At 63.4% G+C, this 18,070-nt stretch carries 16 protein-coding genes and 1 tRNA gene; 7 read left to right on the forward strand and 10 right to left on the reverse strand.

Going from position 1 to position 18,070, the window contains the following annotated elements; all coding sequences use genetic code 11:
- Positions 1-90 precede the first annotated feature (90 nt).
- Positions 91-207 carry a hypothetical protein gene (locus ACE3TH_RS08485; protein WP_292169289.1) on the forward strand — a complete coding sequence of 39 codons (117 nt, stop codon included), beginning with the start codon at positions 91-93 and terminating at the stop codon, positions 205-207.
- A 15-nt stretch (positions 208-222) separates the two neighbouring features.
- Here the strand turns inward: ACE3TH_RS08485 and ACE3TH_RS08490 are convergent, their stop codons facing one another.
- The 9 genes from ACE3TH_RS08490 to hrpB all read right to left on the reverse strand — a co-directional run bounded on the left by ACE3TH_RS08490 (position 223) and on the right by hrpB (position 10,731).
- Positions 223-978, reverse strand: a complete 756-nt coding sequence (locus tag ACE3TH_RS08490) for an ABC transporter ATP-binding protein (RefSeq protein WP_374599183.1) — start codon at positions 976-978, stop codon at positions 223-225.
- Positions 971-2,272 carry a lipoprotein-releasing ABC transporter permease subunit gene (locus ACE3TH_RS08495; protein WP_374599185.1) on the reverse strand — a complete coding sequence of 434 codons (1,302 nt, stop codon included), beginning with the start codon at positions 2,270-2,272 and terminating at the stop codon, positions 971-973. The genes ACE3TH_RS08490 and ACE3TH_RS08495 overlap by 8 nt, the downstream gene beginning before the upstream one ends.
- Positions 2,269-3,585 carry a proline--tRNA ligase gene (gene proS / locus ACE3TH_RS08500; protein WP_374599187.1) on the reverse strand — a complete coding sequence of 439 codons (1,317 nt, stop codon included), beginning with the start codon at positions 3,583-3,585 and terminating at the stop codon, positions 2,269-2,271. The genes ACE3TH_RS08495 and proS overlap by 4 nt, the downstream gene beginning before the upstream one ends.
- 73 nt (positions 3,586-3,658) lie before the next feature.
- Positions 3,659-3,919 (reverse strand): DUF1467 family protein, encoded by a 261-nt coding sequence (locus tag ACE3TH_RS08505; protein WP_374599189.1) that lies wholly within the window; start codon positions 3,917-3,919, stop codon positions 3,659-3,661.
- Positions 3,919-4,344 carry a methylmalonyl-CoA epimerase gene (mce, locus tag ACE3TH_RS08510; RefSeq protein WP_374599191.1) on the reverse strand — a complete coding sequence of 142 codons (426 nt, stop codon included), beginning with the start codon at positions 4,342-4,344 and terminating at the stop codon, positions 3,919-3,921. The genes ACE3TH_RS08505 and mce overlap by 1 nt, the downstream gene beginning before the upstream one ends.
- Positions 4,345-4,414: 70 nt before the next feature.
- The gene (locus tag ACE3TH_RS08515) at positions 4,415-6,031 is read right to left on the reverse strand and encodes a M20/M25/M40 family metallo-hydrolase (protein WP_374599192.1); all 1,617 of its coding nucleotides are present in this window, start codon (positions 6,029-6,031) and stop codon (positions 4,415-4,417) included.
- 134 nt (positions 6,032-6,165) lie between these two features.
- Complete coding sequence (gene tsf, locus ACE3TH_RS08520; protein ID WP_374599194.1) at positions 6,166-7,107, reverse strand: translation elongation factor Ts; 942 nt, start codon at positions 7,105-7,107, stop codon at positions 6,166-6,168.
- 94 nt (positions 7,108-7,201) lie between these two features.
- Positions 7,202-8,113 carry a 30S ribosomal protein S2 gene (gene rpsB, locus ACE3TH_RS08525; RefSeq protein ID WP_374599196.1) on the reverse strand — a complete coding sequence of 304 codons (912 nt, stop codon included), beginning with the start codon at positions 8,111-8,113 and terminating at the stop codon, positions 7,202-7,204.
- Positions 8,114-8,268: 155 nt separating this feature from the next.
- The gene (hrpB, locus tag ACE3TH_RS08530) at positions 8,269-10,731 is read right to left on the reverse strand and encodes an ATP-dependent helicase HrpB (RefSeq protein ID WP_374599198.1); all 2,463 of its coding nucleotides are present in this window, start codon (positions 10,729-10,731) and stop codon (positions 8,269-8,271) included.
- 193 nt (positions 10,732-10,924) lie between these two features.
- Here hrpB and ACE3TH_RS08535 point away from each other — a divergent pair, with 193 nt between their 5' ends.
- The 6 genes from ACE3TH_RS08535 (at position 10,925) to ACE3TH_RS08560 (ending at position 17,387) form a co-directional block, all read left to right on the forward strand.
- Positions 10,925-12,589: an amino acid permease gene (locus tag ACE3TH_RS08535; RefSeq protein ID WP_374599200.1), complete on the forward strand. Its 1,665-nt coding sequence runs from the start codon at positions 10,925-10,927 to the stop codon at positions 12,587-12,589.
- 95 nt (positions 12,590-12,684) lie between these two features.
- Positions 12,685-12,769, forward strand: a tRNA-Leu gene (locus ACE3TH_RS08540).
- Between the two features lie 138 nt (positions 12,770-12,907).
- Positions 12,908-13,981 (forward strand): PA0069 family radical SAM protein, encoded by a 1,074-nt coding sequence (locus ACE3TH_RS08545; RefSeq protein ID WP_374599202.1) that lies wholly within the window; start codon positions 12,908-12,910, stop codon positions 13,979-13,981.
- A 122-nt stretch (positions 13,982-14,103) separates the two neighbouring features.
- On the forward strand, positions 14,104-15,015 hold the full coding sequence (cysD, locus tag ACE3TH_RS08550; protein ID WP_374599204.1) for a sulfate adenylyltransferase subunit CysD: 912 nt from the start codon (positions 14,104-14,106) through the stop codon (positions 15,013-15,015).
- On the forward strand, positions 15,015-16,889 hold the full coding sequence (gene cysN, locus ACE3TH_RS08555; protein WP_374599206.1) for a sulfate adenylyltransferase subunit CysN: 1,875 nt from the start codon (positions 15,015-15,017) through the stop codon (positions 16,887-16,889). Before cysD ends, cysN begins: the two co-directional genes overlap by 1 nt.
- A 93-nt stretch (positions 16,890-16,982) precedes the next feature.
- On the forward strand, positions 16,983-17,387 hold the full coding sequence (locus ACE3TH_RS08560; RefSeq protein WP_374599208.1) for a DoxX family protein: 405 nt from the start codon (positions 16,983-16,985) through the stop codon (positions 17,385-17,387).
- A 45-nt stretch (positions 17,388-17,432) separates the two neighbouring features.
- On the opposite strand, the gene wrbA is transcribed toward ACE3TH_RS08560, so the two are convergent.
- Positions 17,433-18,035, reverse strand: a complete 603-nt coding sequence (gene wrbA / locus ACE3TH_RS08565) for an NAD(P)H:quinone oxidoreductase (protein WP_374599210.1) — start codon at positions 18,033-18,035, stop codon at positions 17,433-17,435.
- Positions 18,036-18,070 lie beyond the last annotated feature (35 nt).

Raw genomic sequence — 18,070 nt, forward strand, 5'->3', positions numbered from 1 at the left:
CCGCATGGCGAAGATCATGGCGCGGGCGTAGGGTGCTGCGGACGCCGCCCTGCCCGCCCCTCGGCGGCAGGCGTCATGAAAGACAAGCACATGGCCAAGGGTCAGGTCCGCAGCAACAAGGAAGCTCGCAAACCGAAGGCGGAAAAGGCCAAGCCGCCCGTCAGCGTGGGCAGTTCGCCTTTCACCACGCCCCCGGGCAAGAAATAGGCCCGGTACGAGGATTCAGTACGCTTGGCTTTGCGCCGGACGCTCTTCCAAATGGCCGTCCTTCAGGGCGAAGACGCGGTCCATATGTCCGGCCAGCTCCATGTTGTGCGTGGCGATCAAGGCCCCGACGCCGGTCTGTTTGACCAGATCGTGCAGGGCCTCGAACACCGTCTGGCTGGTGGCGGGGTCCAGATTGCCCGTCGGCTCGTCGGCCAGCAGCAGACGCGGCCGGTTGGCCAGGGCACGGGCCACGGCCACGCGCTGACGTTCCCCGCCCGACAACTCCGACGGCTGATGCGTCAGTCGTTCGCCCAGACCCAGGCTGGTCAGAACCTCGTCGGCACGCTTCCGCGCCTGCGACAGGCCAACGCCTGCGATCCGCAGCGGCAGAGCCACATTGTCCCGCGCGTCGAACTCCGGCAGCAGATGATGGAACTGATAAACGAAGCCGATGCTGGCCAGACGGATATGCGTCCGTTCGCGCTCACTCAGATCCCCGACATCCGCGCCTTCGAAACGGATCTCGCCCGAGGTCGGACGCTCGAGCAGGCCCGCGGCATGCAGCAGCGACGACTTGCCCGACCCCGACGGACCGATCAGGCCCACGATCTCGCCCGGCATGATGTCCAGATCGACGCCTTTCAGCACCGTCAGTCCGCCCGACGCCGTCGGATAGGTCCGCGTCACATTGCGTGCGGAAAAGACGGCACCCTGGGGATAAGCCTGTGGACAGCTCTGTATGGTCGCATCCTGCGTCAGGGTTTCACTCATAGCGCAGGGCCTCCACCGGATCGAGCTTGGCCGCCTGCCACGACGGGATCAGACCCGCAACGCAGGACATGAAGGTGGACCACAAGGTGACCCAAAGCACGTCGAGCGGATCGACCAGAGCCGGCACGGCGTCCAGCATATAGACGTCCGCATCGAACAGCTTTGTCTGGAACACCCACTCCAGGAAATGCTGGATCGAGCCGATATTCAGGCAGAACAGCAGGCCCAGCGTCAGGCCCGTAATCGTGCCCGCGACGCCGATGGTCGCCCCGGCCATGAAGAAGACCCTCAGCATCGAAGACTGGCTGGCCCCGATGGTGCGCAGGATGGCGATGTCGCGCGTCTTGTTCTTCACCAGCATGACGATGCCGGAGATAATGTTCAGCGCCGCGATGGCGACGACGAGACCGAGGATGATCGACATCGCCACCCGCTCGACCTTCAACGCCCCCCAGAAGGCGGCCAGGCGATCGCGCCAGTCGGTGACGAAGGCCCCCGCCCCCGCTGCGTTCCGCACGGGCGCGATCATGGCACCGACCTCGTCGGGCTTGGCGACCTTGACGTCGATGACGTCCGAGACACCCTCCTTGCCGAAGAAAAGTTGGGCCTGTTCCTGGGGCATGAAGATGAAGGCGCGGTCGAAGTCCGCCGTGCCCGAGGTGAACAGCCCGCCGATGCGATAGCTTTTCTCCAGCCCGCCCAGATTGCCGAAGGCGCTGTCCGCACCGGTGGGCGAATACAGGGTGATGGCGTCGCCGACACGCAGGCCCATGCCCTCGGCCAGAGCCCGCCCGATGATGATGTTGTCCCCGCCGTATTCGCCCTGACCGAAGGTGCGGCGCGCCTCCGGGTCCAGGCTGTCATAGACATAGTTGAGCGAGCGCAGGTCGTCCGGGCGGATGCCCTTGACGATCGCTCCTGTGGTCATGCCACCGGCCCGCACCAGGCTCTGGGCCTCGATCATGGGCGCGGCGCTGATGACGCCCGGCACGGCCTTGATCCGTTCCAGGGCCTGCTCGCGGTTCGGATCGTTCAGGATCTGGCCCTGAACGTACATATGGCTGTTGAAGGACAGCATCCGGTCCAGCAGGGTCGAGCGGAACCCGGCCATGATGCTCATCACCACGATCAGGGCCATGACCGCCAGGGCAATGGCGACATAGGAGATGACGGCGATCATCGCGATTCCGCCTTCCTTGCGCTTGGCCCGCAGATAGCGGAGCGCCAGCCCGACTTCCCAGGCCGAAAACGGCCCGGCCGGCTTCGTGGTCTTGGCCACAACTGCATCGGTCATGCCAGCAGCCTCGAGATCGCTTCGTCCAGGGGCACGGACGTCTTCTCGCCGGTCGCGCGGCGCTTCAGTTCGACGGTGCCTTCGGCCAGACCCTTGGGCCCGATGGTCAGTTGCCACGGCACACCGATCAGGTCCGCCCGCGCGAACTTGCCGCCCGGACGTTCGTCGGTATCGTCATACAGCACATCGCGGCCAGCGGCTTCCAGACGATGCACGGCCTCTTCGCACGCGGCGTTCACCGCCTCGTCACTGTTGCGCAGATTGATCACTGCCACGTCGAACGGAGCAACGGCGTCGGGCCAGATGATCCCGCCGTCGTCATGGCTGGCCTCGATGATGGCCCCCAGCAGGCGCGACACACCGACGCCATAGCTGCCCATGTGGACCTCGGTGTCCTGACCGTCCGGCCCGGCGACCCTGGCCTTCATCGGGGCGGAGTATTTGGTGCCGAAGTAGAAGATATGGCCGACCTCGATGCCGCGCGCGGTCAGGCGGTCGGCTTCGGCCGTCTGCGTCTCGAACTGGCCGGCGTCGTGCATCTCCTCGGTTGCGGCATACAGGCCGATCCGCTCGTCGACGATGGCCTGCAGGTCGTCCCAGTCCACATCGCCACCCGGCGCCGGCATTTCGACCAGCTTGCGGTCGCAGAAGACCTGGCTCTCGCCCGTATCGGCCAGGACGATGAACTCATGGCTCAGGTCTCCTCCGATCGGCCCGGTGTCGGCCCGCATCGGCACGGCCTTCAGACCCATCCGCGCGAAGGTGTTCAGATAGGCCACGAACATGCGGTTATAGGCCTTGCGCGCCGACGCCTCGTCGATGTCGAAGCTGTAGGCGTCCTTCATAAGGAACTCGCGCCCACGCATCACACCAAACCGCGGACGCCGCTCGTCACGAAACTTCCACTGGATGTGAAACAGGTTCAGCGGCAGGGATTTGTAGCTCTTCACAAAGCCGCGGAAGATGTCGGTGATCATCTCCTCATTGGTCGGCCCGTACAGCAGTTCACGCTCATGCCGGTCGGTGATGCGCAGCATCTCCGGGCCATAGGCGTCGTAGCGCCCGCTCTCGCGCCACAAATCGGCCAGTTGCAGGGTCGGCATCAGCAGTTCGACCGCCCCGGCCCGTTCCTGCTCCTCGCGCACGATCTGCTCGATCTTGCGCAGCACCCGCAGACCCAGCGGCAGCCAGGCATAGATGCCGGCGGCCTCCTGCTTGATCATGCCCGCCCTCAGCATCAGCTGGTGCGAGACGATGGTGGCGTCCGAGGGCGCCTCTTTGAGCGTAGGCAGGAAGTAGCGCGACAGGCGCATGGGCGGAATCCGGCAATCAGTCAGGAAAGACCTGCTTTAGCCGGGCGACCGGGGCGAAAGCTAGGCCAGGCGATCAAACAGGCGGAGCCAGATCCGGCAGCGGCATCCAGCCGATGAAGACCAGCACCATCACCAGCAGCCAGATCAGGGCCGAAACCCAGGTCGTGGTGATGAATTTGCGCTTCAGGTTCGGGGTCTTGGGGGCTCCCCACTGTGTCCCGTCGGTCGGCGGCTCATGCACCTCCTGCGAGGTGCCCAGCGGCAGCACGGTGAACAACACCACCCACCAGCAGACCACATAGATGGCGAACATGGTGACAGGACCGATGGGCATCAGTGCGCTCCGTTCTCTGGCGTTTCCATCAGCTCGACCAGCACCCCACCCATATCCTTGGGATGCAGAAACAGGATCGGTGTCCCATGCGCGCCGATCCTCGGCTCGCCCGTGCCCAGGATGGTCGCGCCCTTCGCCCGCAGATCATCCCGCGCCGCCAGAATATCGTCGACCTCGAAACAGACGTGATGCTGCCCGCCCTTCGGGTTCTTGGCCAGAAAGCCGTGGATCGGCGAATCCTCACCCAGCGGCTCGATCAGTTCGATCTGGCTGTTGGGCAGGTCGATAAAGCACACCCTGACCCCCTGTGCCGGCAGCTCAAACGGCGCATGAGCCGTCCTCGCCCCCAGAAGGTCGCGATACATCGCGACACTGGTCTCGATGGAGGGCGTGGCGATACCGACGTGGTTCAATCTTCCAATCATCCCGCACCTTTAGCTGGTAGCGAAGCGCGGCAGAAGTCGGATGACGTGTCCGTGTCGCCGCAGCGCGCCGTCACTCCCCACCGGGATAGGCGAACGGATCACTTGCGGTCGGCCGCGTCGGCAGCGGCATGCGCGGCAGCGGCTCGTCAGAGTTGGCGGCACTCAGCAGGACGCTGGCCAGAATGACCGCCGCCTGACGCAGGTCGTCGGCCCGCAGATGGTCGTAGCTGTCGATCGAGGTGTGGTGCAGTCGGCTGCTGTAATCCAGCGGATCCTGGATGAACTGGAAACCGGGCACCCCAACCGTCTGGAAATAGACGTGGTCCGTCCCGCCCGAGGGTCGCAGCGACACGGTCGTGGCCCCCATGCTGGCAAAGGGTTCAAGCCACTTCTGCAGGATCGGCGCGGCGGCGACATTGCCCTCGGCGTTGATGCCCCTGATCTTGCCCGAGCCGTTGTCGAGATTGAAATAGGCCACCAGATCGTCGTGGCCCTCGCGCGGCTGGATCGGCCAGCGGGCGCGCCAGGTCTGGCTGTTGGGCAGGGATGCATCCGCCGCATCGCTCAGGGGCGCGCGCGTCGCCAGATGCCGGTCGACATAGGCCAGCGATCCCAGCAGGCCCTGTTCCTCACCGTTCCAGAGGGCGAACCGGATGGTGCGCTTGGGCCGCACACCCATGGTTCTCAGAATGCGTGCGGCCTCCATGACCACGGCACTACCGGCGGCATTGTCCACGGCCCCGTCGGAGGCGACCCAGCTGTCCAGATGCGCCCCGGCCATCACATATTCGCCCGACCGGTCAGAGCCCGGAATGTCGGCGAAGACATTGTAGGCATTGACGTCCTCGTCGTGGAACTGGACCTCGCTCATCAGCTCCAACTTCGGCGGGGTGTCGGTCAGGGCCAGACGCGCCAGACGGCGATAGTCTTCGGCGGCCAGTTCCAAGCCCGGCGTCCTGGGTGTCGCGCCCGCCTGATAGGTGTAGCCTGTGCCGTGCAGAAGGCCACCGTCCCTCTGTGACATGCGGACCATGGCGATAGCGCCTTCCTCCACCAGGAAGGCATCCAGCCGCATGGCGAAGTCGGCCCGACCGGATCGCGCAGCGCGCTCGGCCGCCTCCGGATCGTTGCGAGGCAGGACATAGGTGTTCCGGCCGGCCAGTTCCTCATCGGTCCAGCGGCGGAAGGCGGGCTCGGTCGGCTCCGAGCCGTTGTCAGGCCGGGTCAGCAGGACGATCTTGCCCCGCAGCTTGCCGCGCCATTGCTCGAACTGGCCGGGACTGGTGATCGGTGCCACGACGATGTCGCCCGAGATCACGCCGTTGGTGCCGGGCGTCCAGGCGATGGGGATGACCCGCAGGTCGAGCACCCGCGGCTCAGTCATGCGGGCACTGGACCGGACGATGGACCAGCCGCGCCCGAACTCGAACCCCTCGGTACGCACATTGGACAGGCCCCAGTCGCGGAACCTCTGCTGCGTCCACTGTTCCGCCTGACGCATCTGGGGCGAGTTGGTCATCCGCCCGCCGATCCGGTCCGTCAGATAGGCCGCCGTCTGCATGATCTCGGAATGGTTCAGTCCCTGATCGATGATGCGATTGACGGCGACACGGTCGACGTCCTGGGCCTGTACGGGCGCGGCGGCCAGGATGGCGATGGCGGATACGGCGGCGAGCAGACGCTTCATGAAACAGACCCCTTGAATCAGCAGGCCGTCATTTGGCGCATCGGACGTGGCCTCGCCAAGTCCCAAAGAAAAAGGGCCGGTGACGCCTCGCCACCGACCCTTCGTTTCCATCATTCAGCCTTGGGCTGAACCGATCAGTTGCCGCCCATCATGGAGGCCACTTCCGAAGCAAAGTCCGGTCCCTCGACCTTCTCGACGCCTTCGCCCAGCGCCAGGCGGACGAAGCCGGCCAGGTGCAGGCCGGGCGCGCCCAGTTCCTTGCCCGTGTCGGCGACCAGCTGTTCGATGGTCACATCAGGGTTCATGACGAACGGCTGTTTGATCAGCACCACGTCCTTCTGGAACTTGTTGATCTGGCCTTCGACGATCTTGGCGATCATGTTTTCGGGCTTGCCTTCTTCCTTGGCCTTTTCGGTCAGGACTTCGCGTTCCTTCTCGACGGCGGCAGGGTCCAGATCGTCCGTGTTCAGCGACAGCGGAGCCGTCGCAGCCACGTGCATGGCGATCTTGCGGCCAAGTTCGCGCAGGGCGGCCTTGTCGCCACCGCCGTGCAGGGCGACCAGCACGCCGATGCGGCCGACGCCGGGCGACACGGCATTGTGGACGTAGGAGGCGACGACACCCTCATCGACCGACAGGCGGGCGGCGCGACGCAGCTGCATGTTCTCGCCGACCGTGGCGATCAGGTTGGTTACCTCGTCCTGGACCGTCTTGCCGGCTTCCAGCTCGGCGCCGTGCAGGCCCTCGACCGTGGCGTGCTCCAGACCCAATTGAGCGAACGACTTGGCGGCGTTCTGGAACAGTTCGTTGCGGGCAACGAAGTCCGTCTCGGCGTTGAACTCGATGGCGGCGCCGACTTCACCGGCTCCGACTTCCTTGGACGCGACGGCGACCAGGCCCTCGGCGGCAACGCGGTCGGCCTTCTTGGCGGCCTTGGACAGGCCCTTGGCGCGCAGCCAGTCGATTGCGGCATTGATGTCGCCGTCGGTTTCCTGAAGCGCCTTCTTGCAGTCCATCATGCCGACGCCCGACTTGGCGCGCAGTTCCATGACGAGGGCGGCTGTGATCTCGGCCATTGTATAGCTCCTTGGGTATTCGAATGCGGGAACGGCCGGGCTGGTTTAGCCCGGCCGTATGTCAGTTTTCGCCGTCAGACGAAGGCGGCTCGATTCAGACCGCGGCCTTCTCGGTTTCGACGGCGTCGTTGGCTTCCGACGTGGCGGCCTGGGCGGCTTCGTCGGCAACGGCCGGCTCAGCGGCGGCTTCCAGTTCGGCGGCGACAGCCTCGGTGCCGGCCGGGGCGGCTTCGGCTTCAGCCTTGGGGGCCTTGGCTTCGCGCAGCATCGGCTCGTCCGGGTTGACGGCGGCACCCAGGTCCACGCCCGACTGCGAGGCACCGGCGGCCAGACCGTCCAGGACGGCGTCAGCGATCAGGTCGCAGTAGGTCTGGATGGCGCGGGCGGCGTCGTCGTTGCCGGGCACCGGATAGGTGATGCCGTCGGGGTCCGAGTTGGTGTCCAGGATGGCGATGATCGGGATGTTCAGCTTGCGGGCTTCCTGGATCGCGATCGCTTCCTTGTTGGTGTCGATCACGAACATGATGTCCGGCACCGAACCCATGTCCTTGATGCCGCCCAGCGACAGCTCCAGCTTGTCGCGTTCGCGGGTCAGGTTCAGCAGTTCCTTCTTGACCCGGCCTTCGCCGCCGGATTCCAGCAGGGCGTCCAGCTCGCGCAGGCGGGCGATCGAACCCGAGACCGTCTTCCAGTTGGTCAGCGTGCCGCCCAGCCAGCGGTTGTTCATATAGTATTGGGCGCAGCGCTTGGCGGCCTCGGCGACCGGATCGGCGGCCTGGCGCTTGGTGCCGACGAACAGCACGCGGCCACCCTTGGCGGCCACATCGCGCACGGCGACCAGGGCCTGGTGCAGCAGCGGTATCGACTGCGACAGGTCGATGATGTGGATGTTCGAGCGCGAGCCGAAGATGTAGCGGTCCATCTTCGGGTTCCAGCGGTGCGTCTGGTGACCGAAGTGCGCGCCGGCTTCGAGCAGCGAACGCATGGAGAATTCTGGCAGAGCCATGAGTGTAGTGTCCTTTATCCGATTGATCCGCCGCAGGCGCTGAAAGGCCAAATGGCCCTCGGAACGGTGCAAACCGGGATGTCTCCCCGACCTGCGCCACGCCTGCGTGTGAAGTGCGGGCGCTCTCTAGGCGCGATGGGGATAAAAGGCAAGCGTCACGTCCCGCGCGGCTTGGCTCGCGATGTGGCCTGGGCCGCCGCCGGGTCTTCAGGCCACGGATGACGCGGATAGCGTCCCCGCATTTCGGCCCGCACCGCCGCCCAGCTGCCAGCCCAGAAGCCCGGCAGATCCCTGGTGACCTGCACCGGTCGTCGCGCCGGCGACAGCAGGGCCAGGGTCAGGGGCACCGCTCCGCCACCCACGGTCGGGTGCGTGGTCACCCCGAACAGCTCCTGCACCCGAATATCCACCCGCGGCCCACCCTCGGCGGCATAGTCGATGGCGGTGGACCCCAGCGGCGTCTCCAGGCGCGCCGGTGCCAGCTCATCCAGCGCCCGGTGCCGGTCCCAGGGGATCAGCGCCTTCAGCCCCTGCTCCAGCGCCGTGTCCGCTATGGCAGACATCGACTGGACGCCATCCAGTAGCGGCCAAAGCCAGTCTTGCCGCGAGGTCAGCAGGGCCGCATCGGAAACGTCCGGCCAGGTCTCGTCCAGTGTATGCAGGAAGGCCAGCCTTGCGCGCAGCCCCACTGACCGCTCTCCCCACTTCAGACCCTTCAGACCGCCACGCTCGACCTGCTCGCGCAAGGCAGCGGTGATCGCGGCGCGGTCCGGCGGCCCCATGACCCGTTCGTCAACGACGATGGCCCCTATCCGACGGATGCGCCGCATGACCATCCGGCCCGACGGTTCCTGCACCAACCTGTCCTCGACAACAATCCGCGCCTCCAGATCGACGGGATCGACCGGGGCCGCCAACCGGATGCGATCGCGGGCGTCCCCTCCCCCCAGTTCGGCCACCGCCAGCCAAGGCTCCCGCGACAGCGTCTCGGTCGGGTCCAGGAACGCCCCGCGCCCGGAGGCCAGCAGCACCTCTCCGGGCTTGCCCCGCGCCTTGGCGACGCGCTCGGGAAAGGCTTCGGCCAGCAGCGCGCCGGCCTCTAGCTGGCCCGCCTGTGCCTTGCGCGCGACGACGTCTCGCTCCGCCGCTTTGGCCCAGCGAGCGACCAGCGTCATGGCGTCCCGGACCCGCGGAGATCGATCTCGCGCCAACCCTTGCAGCCGCTCGCCCAGATCGACGGCATTTCCACCCAGCCCCGGCTCGCTCAGCACTGCCGCGATCCGGGCCCCTAGTCCGGCGTCACCGGCATCGGCGGCCACGCAGACCATGTGCGCCAGACGCGGCGTCAGGGGCATGCGCGTCAGCCGTTGTCCGTGCGGTGTCAGCGCTCCCGACTCATCCAGCGCACCCAGCCGCCCCAGCACCGCTCGCGCCTCTGCGAATGCGCCCGCCGGCGGCATGTCCAGCAGCGCCAACCCTTGCACATCGGCCCGCCCCCATCGCGCCAGATCAAGCGCAAACCCGGTCAGATCCGCTTCCAGGATTTCTGGCCTTTGATGCGGTACCAATCCTCGCGTCTGCTCCTCATCCCACAGACGCAGACAGACTCCCGGCTCCGTTCGCCCCGCCCGCCCGCGACGCTGCTCGGCCGAGGACTTGCTGACCTTGACCGTCGCAAGTCGTGTCAGGCCGCTCGCCGCTTCGAAACGGGGAACACGAGACAGACCCGAATCGATCACGACCCGAACCCCTTCGATGGTAAGGCTGGTCTCGGCGACCGAGGTGGCCAGCACGACCTTGCGCTGTCCCGGTGCCGCCGGTTCAACGGCCTTGTCCTGCGCCGCCCGCTCCAGCCCGCCGTACAAAGGCACTACATCGACCGCTGGCTCGCGCAGTCGCTCGGACAGCCGTTGAGCGGTGCGATGGATCTCGCCCTGCCCCGGCAAGAAGACCAGAATCGAGCCCGCCTCGTCGCCCAGCGCCTGGACAACCGCCCGGGCCACCGCATCCTCCAGTCGCTCGGCCGGATTGCGACCGAGGTACCGCGTCTGGACGGGATGCATCCGTCCTTCCGCCTCGATTACGGGCGCAGCTTTGCCGTCCGTCCCCGCCAGCAGGCGTGACACGCCCGCGATATCCAGTGTCGCCGACATGACCAGCAGCCTCAAGTCATCACGCAGAATGGTCTGGCTCTCGCGCGCCAGGGCCAGCCCGAGGTCCGCATCCAGGCTGCGTTCGTGAAACTCGTCGAACAGGACAGCCCCGACGCCTTCCAAGCCGGGGTCGTCCAGAATAATCCGCGTGAAGACGCCTTCGGTGATGACCTCGATCCGCGTCTTGGGCCCGATCCGGCGTTGCAGTCGGGTGCGATAGCCGACGGTCTCGCCCGCCGGCTGCCCCAGCGTCGCCGCCATCCGCTCCGCCGCCGCCCGGGCCGCCAGCCGGCGCGGTTCCAGCACAAGTATCCGACGGCCCTCCAGCCATGGCTCATCCAGCAGAGCCAGCGGCACCACGGTCGTCTTGCCTGCACCGGGCGGTGCGGCCAGGACCACGGCATTGTGGGCCACGAGCGCGGTTTTCAGCGGCTCCAGAACGGCGTGGATAGGCAGAAGGGTCATGCGGCTCGACAGATTCGAGGTGCGCCACGCGCATCTTCGATGTGGTTTAGACGCCTCTACCGGCTTCACGAAAGCGTCGTCTGGCCTTCACCATTCCTAAACCGCGTTGCCAGCGCGGTCTTGCACCGCTAGCGTCCGCGCCATTGGAGGTGGCCCGGGGAGGGTTCGCCGTAGTATCAGGGGGCGAGACTCTATGTCCGCAGAAGGGCTTCGGCCAAAGGGGAACCGCCTGTTCCTCAGAAAATCCATTAGCCAGATCCAAAAAGAAGCCGCCAAGAGCGAGCTGAAACGGACGCTGGGCCCTATCAACCTCATGAGCCTGGGCATCGGTGCCATCATCGGCGCCGGCATCTTCGTTCTGACCGGACAGGTGGCCTCGGCCCATGCCGGTCCAGCGATCATGTTCTCCTTCGTGCTGGCCGGCATCGCCTGCGCGCTGGCGGGCCTGTGCTACGCCGAACTGGCCTCGACCATGCCAGTGTCCGGCTCGGCCTATACCTATGCCTATGGCACAATGGGCGAGGTCTTCGCCTGGATCATGGGCTGGCTACTCGTGCTCGAATACGGCGTCGCGGCCTCGACCGTGGCCGTCGGCTGGTCCGGCTATGTCGTATCCATCCTGACTGACTTCGGTATCAGCGATACGCTGTTCCCAACGATACAGTACGCCGGTGGCGAGGGGCCTCAGTGGGCCACGCCCCTGGTCCAGTATGTGACGGGCGAAGGCGGCTCCAGCTTCCCGATGACGGGCACCTTCAACCTGGTCGCCGCCATCGGCATCGCCGCGGTCTGCAGCCTGCTGGTGCTGGGTGTGTCGGAATCGGCCAACATCAACAACGCCATCGTGGTCATCAAGATCATCGTCCTGCTGACCTTCATCCTGGTGGGCGTGCAGTACATCAACCCCGCCAACTGGGATCCCTTCATCCCGGCCACGCCCGAGGGCGGCACTTGGGATCAGTTCGGCGTCGGCGGCATCTTCCGCGGGGCGTCGATCATCTTCTTTGCCTATGTCGGCTTCGAGGCGGTTTCGACCGCTGCGGCCGAGGCCAAGAACCCGTCCAAGGATGTGCCTGTGGGCATCCTGGGCGCCCTGGTGGTCTGTACGCTGATCTACATGGCCGTCGCGGCCGTCATGACCGGCGTCGTCCCCTACCTGGAGCTGGCCTCGCCCGCGCCGATCGCCGTCGCCATCGACCGCATGGGCCTCGAGTGGGCCGACCTGCCGATCACCACCCCGGACGGCAGCCCGCTGAACGCCATCAGCTTCCTGATCAAGATCGGTGCCATCACCGGCCTGTCTTCGGTCATGCTGGTTCTGTGCTACGGCCAGACGCGCGTCTTCTACACCATGGCGCGTGACGGCCTGCTGCCCAAGGCCTTCGCCGTGATCCATCCTAAGTTCCGCACCCCCTGGATCGGCACCATCCTGCTGGGCATCGTGATCGCGATCGCGGCGTCCTTCCTGCCGATCTCCATCCTTGGCGACCTCGTATCGCTGGGCACGGCCAGCGCGTTCGCCATCGTCTGTCTGTCGGTGATCATGCTGCGCATCCGTCACCCCGAGATGGAGCGGCCGTTCAAGGTTCCGGGCGGCATCTTCACCGCCGTCCTGGGCATCATGGCCTGCGCGGCCCTGGCCGGTCTGAACTTCATCCCGATGGTTCAGCACGCCCTGAATGACAACCCGCTGCCCCTGACCATCCTGGGCATCTACGCGGTCGTCGGGGCCGTGGTCTACATCGCCTACGGCTACTGGAACTCCAAGCTGGCCAAGGGCATCGATATCACCGAGGAGACCACAATGACCTCTCCGGCCGCCGCTCTCGGCGAAGGTGTCGACAACCAGAAGGACTGATCTCTTCAGTCCAATCGATGAAGCAAAGGCCCGGGAGCGATCCCGGGCCTTTCGCTTTTGCGCGGCATCGCCTAGAGGCTGTCTCCAGAACCTATGCGGATGTGGCGGAACTGGTAGACGCACTGGATTTAGGTTCCAGCGCCGCAAGGCGTGGAGGTTCGAGTCCTCTCATCCGCACCATCTTTGTCGCCCTATCGCAGATCGTGCGGCGATCCGCTGCTTGAGGGCCAAGATGCTGAACCCCCGACGATGTCTTCGCTAAATTCCGGCGCCCATTATTGTTCTTGTTTTGTTCCGCCGCTCTGCTAACTTCTCTCCATGGCAGAGGCGGCAAAGGGACGAGGGGCGCGGTCGAATGCGACCGGGCGGTTCGAACCGGAAACCGTCCAGGCCTTCGATGACGGCTGGACCGATCAGGATGCCGAGGCGGTGCCCCTGCGCACCATCCTAACGCCCGAGCACGCCCGAACAATCATCGCCAGAAACACCAGTCCGGACATCGGTTTCGACCGGTCCATCAATCCCTACAAGGGCTGCGAACATGGCTGCATCTACTGCTACGCCCGTCCGTCCCATGCCTACATGGGCCTATCCCCGGGCCTGGATTTCGAGAGCCGACTGTTCTGGAAACCCGAAGCGGCGCGTTTGCTGGAGCAGGAGTTCACCCGCCCCCGCTACGTCTGCAAACGCATCCATATAGGCGGCAACACCGACCCCTATCAGCCGGTCGAGCGCGAGCTGAAGTCCACGCGTGGCGTACTGGAGGTGCTGCAGCGATTCCGCCATCCGTTCAGCATCATCACAAAATCGGTGCTGATTGCGCGGGACGCCGACATCCTGGGTCCGATGGGTCGGGACGGCCTGGCTTCGGCGTTCGTTTCAATCACCACACTGGATCGCGGCCTCGCCCGTGCCATGGAGCCGCGTGCCTCCACCCCTGCCAAGCGGCTGGAGGCCATATCGCGCCTGGCTGAGGCCGGGGTTCCGGTCGGTGTCGGCTTCGCCCCCGTCATCCCCGGCCTGAATGACCATGAACTGGAAGCCGTGCTGGAGGCTGCCGCCAAGGCCGGGGCCACGACCGCCATGTATGTCGCCCTGCGCCTGCCCTTGGAGATCAAGGACCTGTTCCGCGAATGGCTGGCCGACGCCCGCCCCGATCGGGCCGCCCGTGTCATGTCCCTGATTCGCCAGACGCGCGGTGGCCGCGACTACGATCCCGACTGGAACACCCGGATGAAGGGCACCGGTCCCGTCGCCGACCTGATCGCGACCCGGTTCCGTGCCGCCGTCAAACGTTACGGTCTGGACGCGCCACGCCATCAGTTAGACGAAAGTCAGTTTCGCGTGCCGTGTGAAGCGCGTTCACAACGCGATCTTTTTCTAGATGCGTGAAGATGCGTTCATCGGATTGTGTGCCTTGAAAAGTTTCATTAGCCAGTGGCTGTGAACCTCAAGCTCCATCCAGTCACCATCTTCTGTGGCGACTAGGTCCATCCCGATTAAAGAAGCGCTCCATGAAATCTCCAGCCGCGCCGAAACATCTGCGGGAGTTGGAGGATCAGAGCATCCAGATATTTCGCGAGATTGTCGCTGAAACTCGTAAACCGGTGATGCTCTATTCCATGGGGAAAGACTCTGCAGTCATGTTGCATCTGGCCAGAAAGGCCTTCTTTCCTTCGCCGCTTCCGTTCCCGCTTCTTCATGTGGACACAACCTGGAAGTTCCGGGCCATGTATTCAGAGCGTGCTCGTCTTGCTTCGCAACCGGACGTCGAACTGATAGTTTTCACTCACCAGGAAGCTAGCGACCTCGGTATCAATCCCTTTGACCACGGCGCGGACCGCCACACCGCCATGTGGAAGACGGAGGGATTGAAGCAGGCGCTCACCCACTACGGCTTCGACGCAGCCTTTGGCGGAGCAAGACGCGATGAAGAAGCGTCTCGCGCCAAAGAGCGTATTTGCTCGTTTCGCGGTGAGGATCACCAATGGGATCCGCGTCATCAGAGGCCCGAACTCTGGTCCCTGTTTAATACTAGGAAGCGAGCAGGCGAAAGTCTCCGGGTCTTTCCGTTGTCGAACTGGACGGAGATGGACGTCTGGGAATACGTAAAATGGGAAGCAATTTCGGTCGTTCCTTTATATTTCGCGGCAGAGAGACCGGTAGTCGAGCGGAATGGTGCGTTGATAATGGTCGACGATGATCGCTTTCGTCTCAATCTTGGCGAAATCCCGATTATGCGGTCAGTCCGCTTCAGAACTCTGGGCTGCTATCCCTTGAGCGGAGCGATCTTGAGCCGTGCCTCGAATGTCGAATCCATCATCCTGGAAATGGCGGAGGCAAAAACATCTGAACGCCAGGGCCGGCTTATCGACCACGATGCTGCGGCTTCGATGGAGATGAAGAAGCGACAGGGTTATTTCTGATGTCGGCTGAACGAGATAGAACGGTCGGCAACCCTGACGACCAATCAATACTGCGATTCATAACGTGCGGCTCGGTCGACGATGGCAAGTCCACCTTGATTGGCCGTCTCTTCTACGATGCAAATGTGATTCATAGCGATCATCTGATCACGCTGGGAACCGATAGTCAGCGATACGGCACTACTGGAAATGAAGTCGACTACGCACTGCTAGTCGATGGCCTTGCTAGCGAGAGAGAGCAAGGCATTACGATCGACGTAGCGTATCGTTATTTCTCGACCCGGAACCGGAAATTCATCGTCGCTGATACCCCCGGGCACGAGCAATACACCCGAAACATGGTGACGGGAGCATCTACAGCCGATGCCGCGATCGTTCTGGTCGATGCTCGCAAGGGGCTTCTGACTCAGACACGCAGACACGCCTATCTGGCCTCATTGCTCGGCGTTCGTCATCTCATTCTTGCTGTCAACAAGATGGATCTGGTCAGTTGGTCATCGAGCGTTTTTGATCGAATTGCTGCCGAATTCACAGCTTTCAGCGTGGATCTAAAATCGACATCAATCCACTGCGTGCCCATAGCGGCCATCTCAGGTCACAACCTTGTTTCCAGAGGTAGCGATTTGTCTTGGTATGAGGGGCCGACATTGATGTGTCTGCTCGAAAGCCTTGACGTACGCGCATCCGCTTCCTCCGCCCCCTTTCGGCTGCCGGTTCAGTGGATCAACCGACCTAACCAGGATTTTCGGGGGTATGCGGGCGTAGTGGCCGCCGGTTCTATCAGGCCGGGTGATGAAGTAGTGGCTTTGCCCTCCGGTATCAGCGCGAGGGTCGATCGCATCGTTACGGCTGACAGAGATCTGAATGAAGCCACCACAGGCCAATCTATCACTGTAACGCTGACCGAAAATATAGATGTCTCGCGGGGAGATGTGCTCAGCAGTCGCGATCATCCCGCTGTCCTGGCCGACCAGTTCGACTGTACCGTGATATGGCTGAGCAATGAGGCCATGTTACCTGGACGCCGATATCTCATGAAGATTGGCACGCGCGTCGTGGATGCTGCCATATCTCAACTTAAATACAGGCTGGATGTAAACACATTGCAGCATAATGCCGCGAAGAGGTTGAAGCTGAATGAGGTAGGCGTTGCCAATATTTCTTTGAGCAGTCCAGTCGCTTTCGAGTCTTACAAGGAAAACCCAGCGCTTGGCGGATTCATACTGATAGACCGCTTATCCAATGAGACAGTGGCTTGCGGCTTGATCAACTTCGATCTGCGCCGTTCTCACAGTATATCCACGCAGCCGGTCGCTATCGACAAACATGCGCGTGCCGCAATCAAAAATCAGAAAGGTCGCGTGGTGTGGCTGACCGGATTGTCAGGAGCAGGAAAGTCGACGATTGCTAATCTGGTTGAGCAGGATTTGCATAAATTGGGCCGCCATACCTATCTCCTTGATGGAGATAACGTCCGACTTGGGTTGAACCGCGATCTGGGTTTCAAGGATGAGGATCGCGTCGAAAACATTCGACGGGTTGCAGAAGTATCCCGTCTAATGATCGATGCCGGATTGATCGTTATTGCCAGCTTTATTTCTCCTTTCCGTGCCGAGAGAGACACGGCACGGCAGTTGTTAGAGGATAACGAGTTCGTCGAAGTTTATATTTCGACGCCGCTTGCCGTCGCTGAAAAACGTGACGCCAAGGGGCTCTACAAGAAGGCGCGCGCTGGAGAACTTAAGCATTTCACGGGTATCGATAGCCCTTACGAGGTCCCGATCGCACCAGAAATCGTGATCGACACGGCGGTTACTTCTGCGAAAGATGCGGCAATCCAAATAGTGCAATACATTGAGCGAACATGTGTCTGATAGGCTATATTGACAGAGCCTAACCAATTAAGTTTCATGAGTTGCGGTATTGTAAAACTAACTTGCTATAACTCTGATGTGGGCGGACCGGTAATGAACACTACTAATTTAACAGCTTGGGCACCTCGTGCGCTTAGCCTTTTCCGTGTCGTCGCGGGTCTGCTTCTGCTTCAACATGGGACGCAGAAAATCCTGCATTTTCCGCCGGGCGGTCAGGGCGGCGGCATCGACTTATCGACCCTCGCCGGATGGTCCGGACCGATCGAACTGGTCGGGGGCATACTGATCATCCTGGGCCTGTTCACGCGCGGGACGGCCTTCCTCCTGTCTGGCTTCATGGCTGTGGCCTACTGGATGGTCCATGCGCCCCAGAGCCCCTACCCCATCGTCAATCAGGGCGAGTTGGCAGCGCTCTACTGCTTCGTCTTTTTCTATCTGATCTTCGCCGGACCGGGCGAATGGGCGATCGACAATCTGCGCGGCAAGCGCCGCCGCTGACCGGATCGCCGCCGCCAGTACGTCTGGCGGCGGCATGCGGCGTCTTTAGCCGAACAGCTTCTTGGCCACCTCGGCGATGTGGCGGCCCTGGTAGCGGGCACCGTCCAGTTCGTTCTTGCTGGGCAGGCGCGAGCCGTCGCCATTGGTGATAGTCGTGGCCCCATAAGGTGAGCCGCCCGTGATCTCGTCGTTCCGCATCTGACCCTGGAAGGAATAGGGCAGACCGGCCACCAGAATGCCGTGGTGCATCAGCGTCTGGATCATGCCGATCAGGGTCGTTTCCTGCCCGCCGTGCTGGGTCGCCGTGGCGGTGAAGACGCCGCCGACCTTGCCCACCAGCTTGCCCTGGAACCACAGCCCACCCGACTGGTCCCAGAAGTTGCGCATCTGCGAGGCAACCGTGCCGAAGCGTGTGCCGGCCCCGACGATGATGGCGTCATAATCGGCCAGATCCTCGACCTTGGCGATGGGCGCCGACTGATCCAGCTTGTAGCCGCTCGATTTGGCCAGCTCGTCCGGCACCGTCTCGGCGACCCGCTTGATGTCGACCGTGGCCCCTTCAACCGATCGCGCACCCTCGGCGACCGCTTCGGCCATGGTTTCCAGATGGCCATAGGTGGAATGATAAAGGACCAGAACCTTGGGCATTTCGCTCTCCGCTTGGACGGCGCGCCAATCCGCAA

The organism is Brevundimonas sp. (assembly GCF_041919755.1).
Lineage (GTDB): Bacteria > Pseudomonadota > Alphaproteobacteria > Caulobacterales > Caulobacteraceae > Brevundimonas.

What these genes read in the sequence shown, in the direction of transcription:
- proS (WP_374599187.1), bottom strand. Translation starts at nt 3,585, where the DNA reads ATGCGCCTGTCGCGCTACTTCCTGCCTACGCTCAAAGAGGCGCCCTCG.
- ACE3TH_RS08490 (WP_374599183.1), bottom strand. Translation starts at nt 978, where the DNA reads ATGAGTGAAACCCTGACGCAGGATGCGACCATACAGAGCTGTCCACAG.
- cysN (WP_374599206.1), top strand. Translation starts at nt 15,015, where the DNA reads ATGTCGGCTGAACGAGATAGAACGGTCGGCAACCCTGACGACCAATCA.
- ACE3TH_RS08515 (WP_374599192.1), bottom strand. Translation starts at nt 6,031, where the DNA reads ATGAAGCGTCTGCTCGCCGCCGTATCCGCCATCGCCATCCTGGCCGCC.
- mce (WP_374599191.1), bottom strand. Translation starts at nt 4,344, where the DNA reads ATGATTGGAAGATTGAACCACGTCGGTATCGCCACGCCCTCCATCGAG.
- ACE3TH_RS08505 (WP_374599189.1), bottom strand. Translation starts at nt 3,919, where the DNA reads ATGCCCATCGGTCCTGTCACCATGTTCGCCATCTATGTGGTCTGCTGG.
- cysD (WP_374599204.1), top strand. Translation starts at nt 14,104, where the DNA reads ATGAAATCTCCAGCCGCGCCGAAACATCTGCGGGAGTTGGAGGATCAG.
- ACE3TH_RS08545 (WP_374599202.1), top strand. Translation starts at nt 12,908, where the DNA reads ATGGCAGAGGCGGCAAAGGGACGAGGGGCGCGGTCGAATGCGACCGGG.
- rpsB (WP_374599196.1), bottom strand. Translation starts at nt 8,113, where the DNA reads ATGGCTCTGCCAGAATTCTCCATGCGTTCGCTGCTCGAAGCCGGCGCG.
- tsf (WP_374599194.1), bottom strand. Translation starts at nt 7,107, where the DNA reads ATGGCCGAGATCACAGCCGCCCTCGTCATGGAACTGCGCGCCAAGTCG.
- ACE3TH_RS08535 (WP_374599200.1), top strand. Translation starts at nt 10,925, where the DNA reads ATGTCCGCAGAAGGGCTTCGGCCAAAGGGGAACCGCCTGTTCCTCAGA.
- ACE3TH_RS08495 (WP_374599185.1), bottom strand. Translation starts at nt 2,272, where the DNA reads ATGACCGATGCAGTTGTGGCCAAGACCACGAAGCCGGCCGGGCCGTTT.
- ACE3TH_RS08485 (WP_292169289.1), top strand. Translation starts at nt 91, where the DNA reads ATGGCCAAGGGTCAGGTCCGCAGCAACAAGGAAGCTCGCAAACCGAAG.
- hrpB (WP_374599198.1), bottom strand. Translation starts at nt 10,731, where the DNA reads ATGACCCTTCTGCCTATCCACGCCGTTCTGGAGCCGCTGAAAACCGCG.
- wrbA (WP_374599210.1), bottom strand. Translation starts at nt 18,035, where the DNA reads ATGCCCAAGGTTCTGGTCCTTTATCATTCCACCTATGGCCATCTGGAA.
- ACE3TH_RS08560 (WP_374599208.1), top strand. Translation starts at nt 16,983, where the DNA reads ATGAACACTACTAATTTAACAGCTTGGGCACCTCGTGCGCTTAGCCTT.